Raw genomic sequence first — 15,346 nt, forward strand, 5'->3', positions numbered from 1 at the left:
GGCATGCTGAACTACATCGCCCGGCGTCTGGCGCTGATGGTGCCGACCCTGTTCGGCATCCTGCTGATCTCCTTCGTCATCGTGCAGTTCGCGCCCGGCGGCCCGGTCGAGCGGATCATCTCACAGCTCAATAATCCCAATAGCGGCGCGGCCGAGCGCGTCGGCGGCGGCTCCGGCGGCGATGCCGGTACGCAGGCGCTGGATTCCGGCTCGGCCTATCGCGGCGCGCAGGGGCTCGACCCGGCCTTCATCAAGGAACTGGAGAAGCAGTTCGGCTTCGACAAGCCGGCGCATGAGCGCTTCTTCAAGATGCTGAAGGACTATGCGACCTTCGATTTCGGCCGCAGCTATTTCCGCGATGCGCCGGTGCTGCAATTGATCAAGGAGAAGCTGCCGGTCTCGATCACGCTCGGTCTCTGGATGACCCTGCTCTCCTACGCGATCTCGATCCCGCTCGGCATCCGCAAGGCGGTGAAGGACGGCTCGCGCTTCGACACCTGGACCAGCGCGGTCGTCATCGTCGGCTACGCCATCCCGGGCTTCCTGTTCGCGATCCTGCTGATCGTGCTCTTCGCCGGCGGCTCGTTCTGGCAGATCTTCCCGCTGCGCGGCCTGACCTCGGAGAACTGGGCGCAGCTCAGTCTCATCGGCAAGGTCGGCGATTATTTCTGGCACATCGCCCTGCCGGTGCTGGCGATGGCGCTCGGCGCCTTCGCGACCTCGACGCTGCTGACCAAGAACTCCTTCCTCGACGAGATCAGGAAGCAATACGTCCTGACCGCCCGGATGAAGGGGCTGTCGGAGCGCCGCGTGCTCTATGGCCATGTCTTCCGCAACGCCATGCTGATCGTCATTGCCGGGTTCCCTGGTGCCTTCGTGCATGCGCTCTTCGCCGGCTCGCTGCTGATCGAGACGATCTTCTCGCTCGACGGGCTCGGGCTCCTCTCCTTCGAGGCGATCGTCAATCGCGACTATCCGGTCGTCTTCGCCAACCTCTTCATCTTCTCGCTGATCGGCCTCGTCGTGCACCTGATCACCGACCTGACCTATGCCTGGGTCGACCCGCGCATCGATTTCGAATCGCGGGAGGCCTGACGGTGAGCGACACGCTTCTCGATGCCCCGCCGCCGGTCCTGCGTTCTGCCGAGCCTGCTCGTGCTCCGGCCACGGCCAAGCAAGGCTGGCTCAAGCTCTCGCCGATCAACCGGCGCCGTCTCGACAGCTTCAAGGCCAACAAGCGCGGCTGGTGGTCGTTCTGGATCTTCCTGACGCTGTTCGTGCTCTCGCTCTTCGCCGAGTTCATCGCCAACGACCGGCCGCTGATCGTCCGCTACAAGGGCGAGACGCTGTTTCCGGTGGCGGTCAACTATCCCGAGGAGAAGTTCGGCGGCTTCCTCGCCACCACTGACTATCGCGACCCGACCATCGCCAGGGAGATCGCGGCGAATGGCTGGGCGCTGTGGCCGCCGATCCGCTATTCCTACCGCACGCACAATCTCGACCTGCCGGTGCCGGCCCCTGCCCCGCCGACCTGGCTGCTCAAGGACGAGCAGTGTCGCGGAATCGCCGAGCGAACCGGCGGCATGACCTGCCGCGAGCTCGAATGGAACTGGCTCGGCACCGACGACCAGGGCCGCGACGTCGTAGCCCGGCTGATCTACGGTTTCCGCATCTCGATCCTGTTCGGGCTGATCCTGGCCTCGATCTCCTCGGTGATCGGCATCGCCGCCGGCGCGATCCAGGGCTATTTCGGCGGCTGGACCGACCTGATCTTCCAGCGCGTCATCGAAATCTGGACCTCGATCCCGGCGCTCTATCTCCTGATCATCGTCGCGGCGATCATCACGCCGAGCTTCTTCGTCCTGCTCGGCATCCTCCTGCTGTTCTCCTGGGTCGCGCTCGTCGGCGTGGTCCGCGCCGAATTCCTGCGGGCGCGGAATTTCGAGTATGTTCGGGCGGCGCGGGCGCTCGGCCTCTCCAACCGGGCGATCATGGTCAAGCACCTGCTGCCCAACGCCATGGTGGCGACGCTGACCTTCCTGCCCTTCATCCTCAACGGCTCGATCACGACGCTGACCTCGCTCGACTTCCTCGGTTTCGGCCTGCCACCAGGCTCGCCCTCGCTTGGTGAGCTGCTGGCACAGGGCAAGGCCAATCTGCAGGCGCCCTGGCTCGGTCTCTCCGGTTTCTTCGTGATCGCGCTGATGCTGTCGCTGCTGATCTTCATCGGCGAAGGGGTGCGGGATGCCTTCGACCCGCGGAAGACCTTCGCATGAGCGCCCCCCTCCTCTCCGTCCAGGACCTCTCCGTCGCCTTCCGCCAGGGCGGGCGGGAAACGCTCGCGGTCGACAAGGTCTCGTTCGAGATCGCCAAGGGCGAGACGCTGGCGATCGTCGGCGAATCCGGCTCGGGTAAATCGGTCTCGGCGCTGTCGATCCTGAAGCTCTTGAACTATCCGGCGGCGTATCATCCCTCCGGCAAGGTGCTGTTCAACGACCAGGACCTGATCGCCGCCGATGAGGACGCGATGCGCAAGGTCCGCGGCAACGACATCACCATGGTGTTCCAGGAGCCGATGACCTCGCTGAACCCGCTGCACACGATCGCGCGGCAAATCGGCGAGATCCTCGAACTGCACAAGGGCCTGCGCGGCGAGAAAGCGCGCAAGCGGACGCTCGAACTGCTATCGCTGGTCGGCATCCGCGATGCGGAAAGCCGGCTCGACGCCTATCCGCACCAGCTTTCCGGCGGCCAGCGCCAACGCGTGATGATCGCGATGGCGCTCGCCAACGAGCCGGACCTCCTGATCGCCGACGAGCCGACCACGGCGCTCGACGTCACCGTGCAGGCGCAGATCCTGACGCTGCTGAAGGAGCTGCAGGGCCGGCTCGGCATGGCGATCCTCTTCATCACCCATGATCTCGGCATCGTCCGGCGCATCGCCGACCGGGTTTGCGTGATGCTGAAGGGCAGAATCGTCGAACAGGGCCCCGTCGCCGAGATTTTCGGCAATCCCCAGCACGCCTATACGCAGCGCCTGCTCGCCGCCGAGCCGAAGGGTCGGCCGGAGCCTGTGCCGGAAGGCGCCCCGATCCTGCTGGAAGCCGGTCCGGTCAAGGTCTGGTTCCCGATCAAGACCGGGCTGCTGCGCCGCACGACCAGCCATGTGAAGGCCGTCGACGGCATCTCGGTCAAGGTGCGCGAGGGCGAGACGCTCGGCATCGTCGGCGAATCCGGCTCGGGCAAGACCACGCTCGGCCTCGCCATATTGCGGCTGATCTCTTCGGAGGGACCGATCGTCTTCCTCGGCGACCGCATCGACGGGCTGAAGAGCGCTGCCGTCCGGCCGAAGCGCAAGGACCTCCAGGTCGTCTTCCAGGACCCTTACGGCTCGCTGTCGCCGCGCATGTCGGTCGCCGACATCGTCGCGGAAGGGCTCACCGTCCAGCAGAAGGGGCTGAGCTATCAGTGCCAGCGCGAGATCGTGGCGCAGGCGCTCGCCGATGTCGGGCTCGATCCTTCGACGATGGACCGCTATCCGCACGAATTCTCTGGCGGCCAGCGCCAGCGCATCGCGATCGCCCGCGCCATGGCGCTCGATCCGAAATTCGTCGTGCTCGACGAGCCGACCTCGGCGCTCGACATGTCGGTCCAGGCGCAGATCGTCGAATTGCTGCGCGGGCTGCAGGCCCGGCGCAAGCTCGGCTATCTCTTCATCAGCCACGACCTCAAGGTGGTCAGGGCGCTGTCGCACCGGGTGGTGGTGATGCAGAACGGCAAGGTGGTCGAGGAAGGCCCCGCGGAGGAGATCTTCCAGCGTCCCCGCGAAGCCTATACGCAGGCGCTGCTGGCGGCCGCGCTCAACCTTGAGCCGGCGAACAGCGCCGCGGTGCGGGACTGATGACACGCGCCATCCTGATCGTGCTCGATTCCGTCGGCTGCGGCGGCGCCGAGGATGCCGCCGCCTATGGCGATACCGGCGCCGACACGCTCGGCCATATCGCTCAGGCCTGCGCCGAGGGGCGCGGCGATCGCCAGGGCCTGCGCAGCGGGCCGCTCCATATCCCGAACCTCGCCCGACTGGGCCTCAGCCATGCCTGCGAGGCCTCGACCGGCAAGCCGCTCGCCGGCGTGACACGGCCGGACGCGCCGCAGGGGCAATACGGCTATGGCGTCGAGATCAGCCAGGGCAAGGACACTCCCTCCGGCCATTGGGAGATCGCCGGCTGCCCGGTGCCGTTCAAATGGGGCTACTTCACCGCGCTGGAGAACACGTTCCCGCCGGACTTGGTCGCCGCCATCATCCGCGACGGTGCCCTGCCCGGCATCCTCGGCAACAAGCACGCTTCCGGCACGGCGGTGATCGACGAACTCGCCGAGGAGCACATCCGGACGGGAAAGCCGATCTGCTACACCTCGGTCGACTCGGTGCTGCAGATCGCGGCGCATGAGGAGCATTTTGGCCTGGAGCGGCTCTATGCGCTCTGCAGGAAGGCCCGCGTCCTAGTCGATCCACTCAGGATCGGCCGCGTCATCGCCCGGCCTTTCGTGGGAACGACCCAGACCGGTTTCACCCGCACCGGGAACCGCAAGGACTTCTCCATCCCGCCGCCGGACGAGACCATCCTCGACCGGCTCGCGGCCAGGGAGCGACCGGTCGTCACCGTCGGCAAGATCGGCGACATCTTCGCTCATCGGAACACGGGCGAGGAGATCAAGCCGTTCGGCAACGCCGCCATGTGGACCGCGGCGCTGGAGGCGTTCGCGCGGCTGCCCGATGGCGGCTTCTGCTTCGTCAACCTCGTCGATTTCGACACCGAGTACGGCCATCGCCGCGACATTCCGGGCTATGCGGCAGCGCTCGAAGCCTTCGACCGCGATTTGCCGAAGCTCGAGGCGTTGCTTCGCCCCGGTGACCTCGCCGTCATCACCGCCGACCACGGCAATGATCCGAGCTGGCCCGGCTCCGACCATACGCGCGAGCATGTGCCGATCCTGGCCTTCGGACCGACCGTACCGGCGCAGCTGATCGGGCGCCGCGGGAGCTTCGCCGACATCGCGGCGACGCTCGGCGAATGGCTCGATATCGGAGTCGTGGGCCCCGGTCGCGCCTGGTAGCTGGGGCCGGTTTACCGGCCAGCTTGATTCAACCTGTTCGAATCCGGTTCTAGAGCATTTTCGAGCGAAGTGGGTACCGGTTCGCGTGAAGAAAATGCGATAAAACAAAGAGATAGAGCATTTCAGCGATTCGGAGAAACGCGGAAATGCTCTAGGCGGCAGCGACGCGCTCGCAGAACTCCGCCACCTCGCGGCGGATGCGCTGCGCCTGCGTCGCAAGGTCCGACGAAGAGCTCTGCAGGCTGCCGGCAGCGGCGTAGGTGCGCTCGGTCACCGCCTCGAAGCTCTGCAGGGTCTGGGCGCTGCGGTTGGCACCATCGGAGGAAACCTGGACCTCGCGCGCGATCTCGGCGGTAGCGCGATCCTGCTCGCCGACCGCATAGGCGATCGCCACCGAGACGGTCTCGACCTCGCCGATCGCCGTGACCATCTCGCGGATCGACTTGAGCGAGCGTTGCGAGGCAGTCTGGATCGCTTCGATCGAGCGCGCCACCTCCTCGGTCGCTGTCGCCGTCTGCGCCGAGAGCGTCTTGACCTCGCTGGCGACGACGGCGAAGCCCTTGCCCATCGCGCCGGCACGCGCCGCCTCGATGGTCGCGTTCAGCGCCAGCATGCTGGTCTGTGCCGCGATGCCGCGGATGATCTCAGCCACGGCGCCGACGCTCTCGCCGGTACGTGCCAAGGCCTCGATCTCGGTGCTGGCAGCCCGTGCGAGCCTGGCTGCCGATTGCGAGCTGCCAGCCGATTGCGTGACGTTGCGACCAATCTCGGCGATCGAAGAGGCAAGCTCCTGACTGGCTGCCGCGGTCTGCTCGATGCTTGTCGTCACCTCGGTAGAGCTGCGCGAGACGAGCGAGATCTGCTGGCGCGCCCGGTCGGAGGCGCCGGTGAGGCCACGGGCATCGACCTGCATCGCCTCGGACGCCTTGTCGAGGACGGCCATCGCGCCATCCATCTCGTCGCGGAAATGTTCGACCATGGCACGCAAGCGCTCAGCGCGTGCCTCGGCCTCGTCGGCGAGCGCCCGCTCGCGCTCGCTCGCCAGGCGTTCGCGCTCGGCAATCTCTTCGGCTCGGCGCAGATTGGCCTCGGTCTGCGCGAAGATGCGCGCAGTCATCACTGCGATCGCTGCGAGGAAGGCGGTTTCGACAACCACGATGACGGCATGCAGCAGCACCCGCGCCAGATTGCCGCCCTGATAGAAGACGGCGGCTGGCAGGACGAACTGCAGCACCAGATGGTGGACCGCGGTGAGCGCAGCGCCAAGGATGATCGGCCGCCAGTCGCAGAAGCCGGCGAGCAGCGCCAGCACCGCAAAATAGTACATATGCATGTCGGGCTGCCAGGGATGCCCGGAGAAGACCGCGACCAGAATCGAGACCTGGCCGATCAAGGCGACAGCGATTGCGCATTGCGCCAGCAACCTCGCGCCCACGCCGCGATAGGCCAGCAGAGCCGCGAGCGCGAGCAACAGGGCGCTCAGCCCCGGTACCAACGCGTCGCCGGACTGCAGCAGGGATGCCATCGCGAGCAGCGGGACGTGGAGGAAGGCGAGGCCGACGAGGCAGCGCGCGACGAGGTCGCGAAGGCCAGGCAAAGTCAAAGTCATAGGCGGTTCGCTTCGGCCTCTGATGAGATGATGCATCCGGCAAGGCCGTCGAGGCGCAGCATCAGCACGGCGCCGGCAGGCCTCGCTGCCGGCACCATCCCAGCCTCTGGCGCAAGGACGACGACGAAGGGCACCGCACCCTGCCGCAGGAGCCTGGAGCCGGTCGCGAGACTGCGCGCCACGGCTTCCTCACCCGACACCCAGGGTGGGAAGATGACCGCCAGCGGTGCGGCCGGGCCGGCGACAGAACCAGGCAAGCTCGCGAGGGCGGCGAGGCCGGAGCAGACAGCCAAGCCTATAATCAAGCCGATATCGCGCCACTGCCGGAGCCGTCGAGACGGTGCATCGATCGGTATTGCGACGGCGCTCATCGTCAGATCGGCTCTCGATTTGGCTAACGTGACGTTGCCCTCACTGAAGCTCCTGGGCCGCTCCGCTTAAATTTCGATTAATCAGCCAACTTGGTTTCAAAGGGTGCCGCCCGCTTCTGAATGTACGTTTTACGGTTTATAAAGCCGCTGGCTATACACTCTATGGTTGTTGAACCTGTGGAGTTTACACGCCATGCGTTCGCTCATTCATCGCCTACGAATTGATCGCTCCGCCGCTACTGCCGTAGAATTCGCCTTCATCGCGCCGATCCTGCTGCTACTCCTCTTCGGCATCATCGGGTACGGCCACGCCTTTGGCGTGTATCACGGCGTGCAGCAACTGGCGGCGGAGGCGGCCCGCGCCTCAGTTGCCGGGCTCGACGATGCGGAGCGCGAGCGGCTGGTGCGCGCTTTCGTCACCCGCAGTATCGGCTCCTACGCCTTTCTCGACCCTAGCAAGCTGACGGTGCGGACGACCGCGACCGGCGCGCCCTCGCCGAGCTTCGAGGTGGCGGTCGTCTACGACTACTCGGACAGCATCTTCAACCGCCTCAATTCCATAGTTGCGCTGCCGACGCCGGTGGTCGAGCGCCGAGCCGTCGTGCAGCGCGGTGGCTACTAAACCCGTCCATCGACGGAAACGGTAAGGGAGGCCGTCATGATCAATCTCTTGCGGAGGCTGTTTGCGGATCGCCGCGGCCTCTCATCCATCGTGTTCGCCGGTAGCTCCATGGTTCTCTTCGGCTTCGGCACGATGGCTGTCGACGTCGGCAGCTTCTACTACCAGCAGCGCCGGCAACAGACCGCAACGGATCTCGCCGCGCTCGCCGCCGCGGCGGACCTGGCAAGGGCAGACGCGGCCGCACGGGCAAGCGCCGGACGCAACGGTTACACCGCTGCCGCAGTCGAAAGGGTGCAGCTGGGCACCTATACGGCGGACGCGACGCTCGCGCCTGAGATGCGCTTCCAGCCGAGTTCAGCGGCTGTCGCGAACGCTGCCCGGATCGAGATGCGCGCGACCACCCCGATGATCCTCGGTCGTGTGCTTGCAGCGGGCGGGCTCGGAAATGAAGCCGGCGACGTCACGATCCTGACGCGAGCGACTGCCGCACAGGATATGCAGGCCTCCTTCGCCATCGGCTCGCGGCTAGTCCGGGTCGAAGGCGGCGCCCTCAACGGCCTGCTCGGCGGCCTACTCGGGACGAGCCTGTCGCTGTCGGTGATGGACTATGAGGGGTTGGCGCGGGCCCGGATCGACCTGTTCGGCTTCGCCCGGCGACTGGCGACGCGCGCCTCGATCTCCGCATTGACCTTCGACGAGGTCGTCCGCGCCCAGGTCCGCATCGGGGATGTCATCCTGGCTGCGCAGGATGCAGCGCGGGACCAAGGCGCGGGCAGTGATGCAGTCGCAGCGCTAGGGCATCTGGCGACGACACTTGCCGGTTCAAGCCAGCGCCTCAACCTGCAGAGCCTCGTCTCGTTCGGCATCTATGGCGGCCGTCAGCTGAGCGAGGAGGTGCCGCTGAAAGCATCGCTATCGGCACTCGACCTGGTCTCGGCCGCGGCGCAGATCGCCAATGGCGCGCGCCAGCTCGATCTCGGCCTGGCGGTCAACGTGCCCGGCCTGGCCTCGGTCTCGCTGAAGCTCGGCATCGGCGAGCGGCCGGTCGGCACCAGCATGGTGCGCGTAGGCCGCACCGGCGCTACGGTCCACACTGCCCAGACGCGTCTGCTGCTCACCCTCACCCTCGTCGGCAGCGGCCACGCCTCCTTGGTCAAGCTGCCGCTTTATCTGGAACTCGCCTCTGCGACGGCTCGTCTGACCGCGATCTCCTGCGGCGCCGGCGACATCACAAGCGCGCGGGTGACGCTCGGCGTGACGCCAGCCGTGGTCGATGCCTGGATCGGAGAGGTCTCCAATGCCGAGTTCAGCAATTTCAGCACCCGGCCAAACCCTCCGGCTGCAACGTTGCTCAACCTGCTCGGCCTCGCAAAAGTGACGGGCCGAGCGCATGTCACGATCAGCAACACCAGCGAGACCCCGGTCAGCTTCAGCTATGCCGAGATCCAGCGAGTCGAAAAGAAGACAACATCGACGCAGAACTTCGTCGCGAGCTTGCTGTCGCGCCTGGTCGGCGACCTCGAGCTGCGCGTCGAACTACTGGGACTCGGCCTGCCCATACCTGGGCTCGACGGCGCCGTCTCCGGCGTCATTGCCGGTGCGGCGGCGCCGCTCGACCAGGTGCTGACGAGCCTGCTCAACACGCTTGGGATCGGGCTCGGTCAGGCCGACAGCTGGGTCAGCGGCGTGCGTTGCGGCGGAGCGGTACTGATCCTGTAGAGCTTTACGCACGCAGCCGGTTCTTGATCCGCTGCATCAGCCCGTCGCGGACCGCGCGATAGGCTTCGAGGACCTGCTCGCGCGAGCCTTGCACGATGGTAGGATCCGGCGTTGGCCAGTATTCGACGTCGGACGCGACGGTGCGGGTCAGGTCGAGCGCCTTGTGATGCGCCTCGGGCGAGAGCGTGACGATCAGATCGAAGTTGAGCCCCTCCCATTCCTCCAGCTCCTCGAGCGATTTCGGCTTGTGCTTGCGGGCATCGATGCCGATCTCGTCGAGAACCTCCAGCGCGAAGGGATCGACCTCGCCTTTGCGGGCCCCGGCCGACTGGACGTAGACCGACTTGCCGAAGAAGTGCTTGGCCATCGCCTCCGCCATGGGCGAGCGCACCGCGTTGTAGGCGCACATGAACAGTACGCTCTGCAGCTTGCGCGGGGCGGACGGCTCCAAGCGCTCAGCCCTTCCAGTGCAGTGCGTAGATCAGGGTGAAGAGGCGGCGGGCGGTCTCGTTGTCGATCTCGACCTTGTTCGCCAACCGTTCGACCAGCAGGTGAGCTGCCTCGTCGTGCAGGCCGCGACGTCCCATGTCGATCGCCTCGATCTGCGACGGCGTCGCCGTGCGGATGGCGGCATAATAGCTGTCGCAGACCAGCTCGTAGTCCTTGATGATGCGCCTGAACGGCGTCAGCGAGAGAAGGTGCGTGACGACCGGGGCGCCATCGGCGCTCCTGATCTCGAAGGCAAGGCGTCGCTCGACCAAGGCAAGATGGACGGCATAGGGTCCGCCGTCGAAGTCCGGCACAGCGAAGTGGTTGCGCTCGATCAGGTCGTAGATCGCGACGGCGCGCTCATGCTCCTGGTCGGCGCCACCCCGGCCGAGTGAAGCCTCGTCGAGCGTAACGGCGACCAGATGGTTGCGTTCCGACATGTATCCTCCGCGCAGCCGGTCGCGAGCGCAGAATCGCCGCGCCCGACGTCAGCCGTTGAGTCGGATCGTCACGGAACGCGCGTGGGCCTGCAAGCCCTCGGCTGCGGCAAGCTCGGTCGCAGCACCGGCGAGCGCCCGCAATGCCGCAGGATCGCATTTCAGCAGCGAGGTCCGCTTCATGAAATCGGGCACGCCAAGCCCCGAGGAGAAGCGCGCCGAGCGCGCCGTCGGCAGGACATGGTTCGAGCCGCCGACATAGTCGCCGATCGCCTCGGGCGTATGCCCGCCGAGGAAGATCGCGCCGGCATTGCGGATGCGTCCCGCCAGGCGCTCCGGTTCGGCGGCGATGATCTCCAGATGCTCCGGCGCCAGCCGGTTGACCAGCGGGATCGCCGTGTCGAGCGCCCCGACCACGATGACTGCGCCGAAATCACGCCAGCTCGCACCGGCGATCTCGGCGCGCGGCAAGGTCCTGAGCTGGCCTTCGACAGCGCGCTCGACCGCATTGGCAAGTGCGGCATCGTCGGTGATCAGGATCGATTGGGCGGCGGTATCATGCTCGGCCTGGGCGAGGAGATCGGCCGCGATCCAGTCGGGATTGGCGCTGGCATCGGCCAGGACCAGCACCTCGGACGGGCCGGCGATCATGTCGATGCCGACCGTGCCGAAGACCCGGCGCTTGGCGGCGGCGACATAGGCGTTGCCGGGGCCGACGATCTTGGCGACGGGCGCGATCGTCGCGGTCCCGTAGGCGAGCGCGGCGACCGCCTGGGCCCCGCCAATCCGATAGATCTCGTCGATGCCGGCGAGTTTCGCCGCGGCGAGCACCAGCGGATTGCCCTGGCCGCGCGGCGTCGGCGCGACCATGACGAGGCGCTCGACCCCGGCGACCTTGGCCGGAATCGCGTTCATCAGAACGGACGACGGATAGCTCGCAGTGCCGCCCGGGACGTAGAGGCCAACGGCCTCGATGGCGCTCCAGCGCCAGCCGCTCTCGACGCCGAGCGCATCGCGCGACCAGGAATCGGCCGGCTTCTGGCGCAGGTGATAGGTCTCGATCCGGGAGCGGGCCGTTTCCAGCGCATCGAGTTGCTCACGCGTGCAGGCCGCAACCGCCGCCTCGACCTCGCTCTCGGTGACGCGCAATGTCTGCGGCGTCAGCGAGAGTTTGTCGAAACGGTCGGTGTACTCGATCAGCGCCGCATCGCCGCGGGTGCGAACATCGGCGATGATCGCGGCGGCGACCTGATCGACATCCTCGGAAACCTCGCGCTTCATCGCGAGCAGAGCAATGAACTCCCGCTCGAAACCGGCATCGCGTGCGTCAAGCCTGATCGGCATCGGGATATCCTGACCGGAAGGGGTTCAGCCGGCGTCCGGATGGGCAGGCGTCGCGACGGCTTCCCAGATCGGGCCGAGATCCTTCATCTGCGCCTCGATGCACTCGACATCGAGGCGGATGGCGGCGCCGTCGGAGAAATGCAGGGTGACTTGCCCGGCCGGGCCGTCGCTCTCGGTGAAGGTGACGGCGAGCAGGCTGAGCACGGCGCCCTCGCCCGCCGCGATCTTCGTGCTGCGTGCGGCCGTCACGCGCTCGAAATGCAGGGCAGAGAGCCGGCGGCGCTTCTGACCCTGGGTCGCGCCTTCCCAGTCGAAGCGGCGCAACGCCAGGGCGAAGCGCTTCTCGGCCGGCAGATAGGCGATATCTCCGCGCTTCAGTACCGCGTCCTGCAAATGCGCCGAGATCACCGACAGATCGTCGGCATCCAGGGCGATCAGTCTCAGCGGCTCGGCGACGGGATCGGACATGCGCCTTATCTGGCGGGGGTGTGGTCCTGCGTCAACCGCTGATGCGCTCGATCTGGGCGCCGCAGCGGCCGAGCTTGGTCTCCAGCGCCTCGAAACCGCGGTCGAGATGATAGACACGGTTGATCATCGTCTCGCCTTCGGCGACGAGACCACCAATGACGAGTGAGACCGAGGCGCGCAGATCGGTCGCCATCACCGGTGCGCCGGTGAGCTTCTCGACACCGTCGACATAGGCGGCATCGCCGTCGAGCCGGATCTTCGCGCCGAGCCGGGCGAGCTCCTGCACATGCATGAAACGGTTCTCGAAGATCGTCTCGCGGATGCGCGAGGTGCCCTTGGCCATGGTCATCAGGGCCATCAGTTGGGCCTGGAGATCCGTCGGGAAGCCCGGGAACGGATCGGTGGTGACATCGACCGGCTCGAGCGCCGCGCCGTTACGGCGGACGCGAATGCCTTCATTGGTCTCGGAGATATCGACGCCGGCCTCGCTGAGAACATCGAGCCCCGCCTGCAGCAGATCGGCGCGCGCCCCTTCGAGCAGGACATCGCCACCCGTCATCGCTACCGCCATCGCATAGGTTCCGGTCTCGATCCGGTCCGGCAGGACGGCATGGTGCGCCCCACCGAGACGCGAGACGCCCTGGACGGTGATCCGCGAGGTCCCCGCTCCCTCGATCTTGGCGCCCATCTTGTCGAGGCAGAGGGCGAGATCGACCACTTCGGGCTCGCGCGCCGCGTTCTCGATGACGGTGGTGCCGTCGGCCAGCACCGCAGCCATCAGCGCGGTATGGGTGCCGCCGACAGTGACTTTCGGGAAGACGATCTCGGCGCCCTTGAGGCCCTTCGGCGCGCGGGCCAGCGCATAGCCGCCCTCGATGGTGATCGTCGCGCCGAGGCGCTCCAGCGCCATCAGCAGCAGATCGACCGGGCGGGTGCCGATGGCGCAGCCGCCCGGCAGCGACACCTTGGCCTCGCCCATGCGGGCCAGGATCGGCGCGATCACCCAGAAGCTCGCCCGCATCGTCGAGACGAGGTCATAGGGCGCGCAGGTGTCGACGATCTGGCGCGCGGTCAGCGCGACGGTCTGACCGGTCTCGGCGCTCTGGCCGATGCGCTTGCCGGCGACAGAGCGATCGACGCCGTGATTGGACAGGATACGCGAGAGCGCGCTGACGTCGGAGAGCCGCGGCACATTGGTCAGCGTCAGCGTCTCGTCAGTGAGGAGGCTCGCGATCATCAGCGGCAGCGCCGCGTTCTTCGCACCGGAGATCGGGATCACGCCATTGAGGCGCTGGCCGCCGGTGATGCGGATACGGTCCATTGGGCTCGTCCTGCAGGACGGCCGGCAACGGGCGCCGGCCAAAAGGAGGGGTCAGGACCGGGGAGGTTCGGCCTGGGCGGGCGGTAGCTGGTCCTGAGCCGGCGTGTCCGAGGTGCGCCGAGCCCGGGCCTGCGCCTTGCGGCGCTTCAGATTCTCGCGGAGGGCAGCGGCAAGGCGCGCCCTTCTTTCATCATCGGCTTCGGTCTGGCGGCTCAAGGCGTCAGCTCGTTAGAATGCCCGCAGCCATGCGGCGACGGACGTTGCTTCATGGTTAGCGGCTCGGCCGGGTCCGGACAAGATCGGCCCGCCGGGACGTCTCTTCTTAGCACGGTCGATTGCGGCACAACTGCGGCGCCGTGGGTCTCCGGATGGGACAGCCCTGTTCCGCGCCGCTATCGGCCGACCGGCCGCGGCTGTGCGCGCGCTGCTCCAGATGCCGGCGCCCAACGTGCTGGGAAGCGGCGCAAGGCTCTGTCCCATTTGGTAAAATTTTCCTTATCTCGGCAACCCTGACCGAACGGTGGTAGGGTGGCACGCCCATTGCGTGCATCGCCAGCACGATGGCGGCGCCGACGAAACAACCGAAGGGGACGCTTCTCGCTGGTGAGCCGACTTGAGGCGTAACCAATAAAACTTAAGCAAATTAACCATTTCCGGCAGTTTGCGTTTACAGATCATTAACTTTGTCTACCCTCGGCGGCGTCGAGGGGTGCGATGCGAGGCGGAGACAGGACGATGTTTCAGAGCTATGCACCCACGGCTGGCGGCCAGGCCGCTGCCGAGCTCACCAACGGCGATGTGATCGAGGCGATCCGCCACCACGCCGGCTTCCTGCCGGAGGTTCAGCTCGCTTATGAGCCGCAGCTGCGCCTGCTCTGGGTCACCATCAAGCCGGAGCTGAAGCCGGTCTTCACGCTGCAGCTGCTCGAGAGCCTCGGCAAAATTCAGCAGGCAATCATCGATCTCTGGGGGGCTTCGGAGCAGTATCACAACGCCCCGGTGCGCTTCCTTGCCTTCCGCGGCACGGGGCCATTCTTCACCCTCGGCGGCGATCTCGACTTCTATCTCGACTGCCTCGCCAAGAACGACCGCCCCGCGCTGGCGGAATACGCCCGGCTCTCGGTCGAGGACGCGCTGCGCAATGCCAGCGGTCTCAACGGCATGGTCGTCACTCTGTCGACCATCCACGCCAAGGCGATCGGCGGCGGCATCGATGCGCCGCGCTCATGCAATGTCATGATCGCCGAGGAACAGGCGTCGTTCGTCTACCCGGAGATCAAGTTCAACCATTTCCCGATCACGGCGGTCGGGCTCCTGTCGCGCCGGATGGGGCAGCGTGCAGCCGAGCATATGCTGCAGTCAGGCGAAGAGATGAGCGCCGCAGAGTTCATGGCCGCGGGCGGGCTGGAAGCGGTGGTACCGGCCGGCACGGGCGAGGATTGGCTGCGCAAGTACGCCGCCGACTCGCTGCCGATCCACGCCGCCAGGACGGCGTTGTTCTCGGCCTTCAACCGCCGCGCCGGAAATCTGCGCGAGGAGCTCGAATATCTCGGCCAGCTCTGGACCGACTGCATGCTGCGCCTGCACCCGAGCGCGATCTCGAAGCTGCAGCGCATCGCCCAGACGCAGGACCGCATGCTCTCGCGCGTCTATCAGCGAGCCCCGGAAGAACGGTTCGCGGGCGCCGGCGCAGTCTGAGCCGCCCGCAAAAGCCGGCGCTGCCGGCTGTCGCGGCGATTATGCGACTCTACCGTGTAACTCTCATGAAACTTTTACCTTTCCCTCTTAAAGCCGTTAGGTGACGCGGCGTAGGATAGGTCATTCAGCCGCCTCTCCGGAGACCGTCAA

The 15,346-nt window shown here is 66.5% G+C and carries 14 protein-coding genes; 7 read left to right on the plus strand and 7 right to left on the minus strand.

The window, feature by feature from the left end; translation table 11 throughout:
• The first annotated feature begins 3 nt into the window (after nt 1-3).
• From B6S44_RS06665 to B6S44_RS06680, 4 genes are read left to right on the plus strand one after another with little or no spacing between them, the layout of a single operon-like run.
• Nucleotides 4-1,095: a microcin C ABC transporter permease YejB gene (locus B6S44_RS06665; protein WP_129155993.1), complete on the plus strand. Its 1,092-nt coding sequence runs from the start codon at nt 4-6 to the stop codon at nt 1,093-1,095.
• Nucleotides 1,092-2,276 (plus strand): ABC transporter permease, encoded by a 1,185-nt coding sequence (locus tag B6S44_RS06670; protein WP_129155994.1) that lies wholly within the window; start codon nt 1,092-1,094, stop codon nt 2,274-2,276. The genes B6S44_RS06665 and B6S44_RS06670 overlap by 4 nt, the downstream gene beginning before the upstream one ends.
• Nucleotides 2,273-3,901: an ABC transporter ATP-binding protein gene (locus B6S44_RS06675; protein ID WP_129155995.1), complete on the plus strand. Its 1,629-nt coding sequence runs from the start codon at nt 2,273-2,275 to the stop codon at nt 3,899-3,901. The genes B6S44_RS06670 and B6S44_RS06675 overlap by 4 nt, the downstream gene beginning before the upstream one ends.
• Nucleotides 3,901-5,118 (plus strand): phosphopentomutase, encoded by a 1,218-nt coding sequence (locus B6S44_RS06680; RefSeq protein ID WP_129155996.1) that lies wholly within the window; start codon nt 3,901-3,903, stop codon nt 5,116-5,118. Before B6S44_RS06675 ends, B6S44_RS06680 begins: the two co-directional genes overlap by 1 nt.
• Before the next feature lie 151 nt (nt 5,119-5,269).
• Here B6S44_RS06680 and B6S44_RS06685 read toward each other — a convergent pair whose 3' ends face one another.
• Both B6S44_RS06685 and B6S44_RS06690 read right to left on the minus strand, forming a co-directional pair.
• Nucleotides 5,270-6,727: a methyl-accepting chemotaxis protein gene (locus tag B6S44_RS06685; protein ID WP_129155997.1), complete on the minus strand. Its 1,458-nt coding sequence runs from the start codon at nt 6,725-6,727 to the stop codon at nt 5,270-5,272.
• Nucleotides 6,724-7,098 carry a hypothetical protein gene (locus B6S44_RS06690; RefSeq protein WP_129155998.1) on the minus strand — a complete coding sequence of 125 codons (375 nt, stop codon included), beginning with the start codon at nt 7,096-7,098 and terminating at the stop codon, nt 6,724-6,726. Before B6S44_RS06690 ends, B6S44_RS06685 begins: the two co-directional genes overlap by 4 nt.
• 193 nt (nt 7,099-7,291) lie before the next feature.
• Here B6S44_RS06690 and B6S44_RS06695 point away from each other — a divergent pair, with 193 nt between their 5' ends.
• Both B6S44_RS06695 and B6S44_RS06700 read left to right on the plus strand, forming a co-directional pair.
• Nucleotides 7,292-7,720, plus strand: coding sequence for a TadE/TadG family type IV pilus assembly protein (locus B6S44_RS06695; RefSeq protein WP_129155999.1), 429 nt, complete (start codon nt 7,292-7,294; stop codon nt 7,718-7,720).
• Between the two features lie 36 nt (nt 7,721-7,756).
• Nucleotides 7,757-9,439, plus strand: a complete 1,683-nt coding sequence (locus tag B6S44_RS06700) for a pilus assembly protein TadG-related protein (protein WP_129156000.1) — start codon at nt 7,757-7,759, stop codon at nt 9,437-9,439.
• A 4-nt stretch (nt 9,440-9,443) separates the two neighbouring features.
• Here B6S44_RS06700 and B6S44_RS06705 read toward each other — a convergent pair whose 3' ends face one another.
• The 5 genes from B6S44_RS06705 to murA are packed head-to-tail and all read right to left on the minus strand — an operon-like array spanning nt 9,444 to nt 13,498.
• Nucleotides 9,444-9,848 carry an arsenate reductase/protein-tyrosine-phosphatase family protein gene (locus B6S44_RS06705; RefSeq protein ID WP_129156585.1) on the minus strand — a complete coding sequence of 135 codons (405 nt, stop codon included), beginning with the start codon at nt 9,846-9,848 and terminating at the stop codon, nt 9,444-9,446.
• A gap of 46 nt (nt 9,849-9,894) precedes the next feature.
• Nucleotides 9,895-10,368 carry a UPF0262 family protein gene (locus B6S44_RS06710; protein ID WP_129156001.1) on the minus strand — a complete coding sequence of 158 codons (474 nt, stop codon included), beginning with the start codon at nt 10,366-10,368 and terminating at the stop codon, nt 9,895-9,897.
• Between the two features lie 48 nt (nt 10,369-10,416).
• Nucleotides 10,417-11,709 carry a histidinol dehydrogenase gene (hisD, locus tag B6S44_RS06715; protein ID WP_129156002.1) on the minus strand — a complete coding sequence of 431 codons (1,293 nt, stop codon included), beginning with the start codon at nt 11,707-11,709 and terminating at the stop codon, nt 10,417-10,419.
• A gap of 24 nt (nt 11,710-11,733) precedes the next feature.
• Nucleotides 11,734-12,177 carry a DUF2948 family protein gene (locus B6S44_RS06720; RefSeq protein ID WP_129156003.1) on the minus strand — a complete coding sequence of 148 codons (444 nt, stop codon included), beginning with the start codon at nt 12,175-12,177 and terminating at the stop codon, nt 11,734-11,736.
• A gap of 31 nt (nt 12,178-12,208) precedes the next feature.
• Nucleotides 12,209-13,498, minus strand: a complete 1,290-nt coding sequence (gene murA, locus B6S44_RS06725) for a UDP-N-acetylglucosamine 1-carboxyvinyltransferase (protein WP_129156004.1) — start codon at nt 13,496-13,498, stop codon at nt 12,209-12,211.
• A 735-nt stretch (nt 13,499-14,233) separates the two neighbouring features.
• On the opposite strand from murA, the gene B6S44_RS06730 reads away from it, so the two are divergent.
• Complete coding sequence (locus tag B6S44_RS06730; RefSeq protein WP_164985747.1) at nt 14,234-15,196, plus strand: enoyl-CoA hydratase-related protein; 963 nt, start codon at nt 14,234-14,236, stop codon at nt 15,194-15,196.
• The last annotated feature ends 150 nt before the right edge of the window (nt 15,197-15,346 follow it).

The organism is Allobosea sp. Tri-44, assembly GCF_004123845.1.
Taxonomy (GTDB): Bacteria; Pseudomonadota; Alphaproteobacteria; order Rhizobiales; family Beijerinckiaceae; genus Allobosea.

Bases quoted from the DNA above. Each gene is read 5' to 3' on its own strand.
- B6S44_RS06720 (WP_129156003.1), bottom strand. From the start codon at position 12,177: ATGTCCGATCCCGTCGCCGAGCCGCTGAGACTGATCGCCCTGGATGCC.
- murA (WP_129156004.1), bottom strand. From the start codon at position 13,498: ATGGACCGTATCCGCATCACCGGCGGCCAGCGCCTCAATGGCGTGATC.
- B6S44_RS06685 (WP_129155997.1), bottom strand. From the start codon at position 6,727: ATGACTTTGACTTTGCCTGGCCTTCGCGACCTCGTCGCGCGCTGCCTC.
- B6S44_RS06705 (WP_129156585.1), bottom strand. From the start codon at position 9,848: ATGTGCGCCTACAACGCGGTGCGCTCGCCCATGGCGGAGGCGATGGCC.
- hisD (WP_129156002.1), bottom strand. From the start codon at position 11,709: ATGCCGATCAGGCTTGACGCACGCGATGCCGGTTTCGAGCGGGAGTTC.
- B6S44_RS06730 (WP_164985747.1), top strand. From the start codon at position 14,234: ATGTTTCAGAGCTATGCACCCACGGCTGGCGGCCAGGCCGCTGCCGAG.
- B6S44_RS06690 (WP_129155998.1), bottom strand. From the start codon at position 7,098: ATGAGCGCCGTCGCAATACCGATCGATGCACCGTCTCGACGGCTCCGG.
- B6S44_RS06665 (WP_129155993.1), top strand. From the start codon at position 4: ATGCTGAACTACATCGCCCGGCGTCTGGCGCTGATGGTGCCGACCCTG.
- B6S44_RS06680 (WP_129155996.1), top strand. From the start codon at position 3,901: ATGACACGCGCCATCCTGATCGTGCTCGATTCCGTCGGCTGCGGCGGC.
- B6S44_RS06675 (WP_129155995.1), top strand. From the start codon at position 2,273: ATGAGCGCCCCCCTCCTCTCCGTCCAGGACCTCTCCGTCGCCTTCCGC.
- B6S44_RS06695 (WP_129155999.1), top strand. From the start codon at position 7,292: ATGCGTTCGCTCATTCATCGCCTACGAATTGATCGCTCCGCCGCTACT.
- B6S44_RS06700 (WP_129156000.1), top strand. From the start codon at position 7,757: ATGATCAATCTCTTGCGGAGGCTGTTTGCGGATCGCCGCGGCCTCTCA.
- B6S44_RS06710 (WP_129156001.1), bottom strand. From the start codon at position 10,368: ATGTCGGAACGCAACCATCTGGTCGCCGTTACGCTCGACGAGGCTTCA.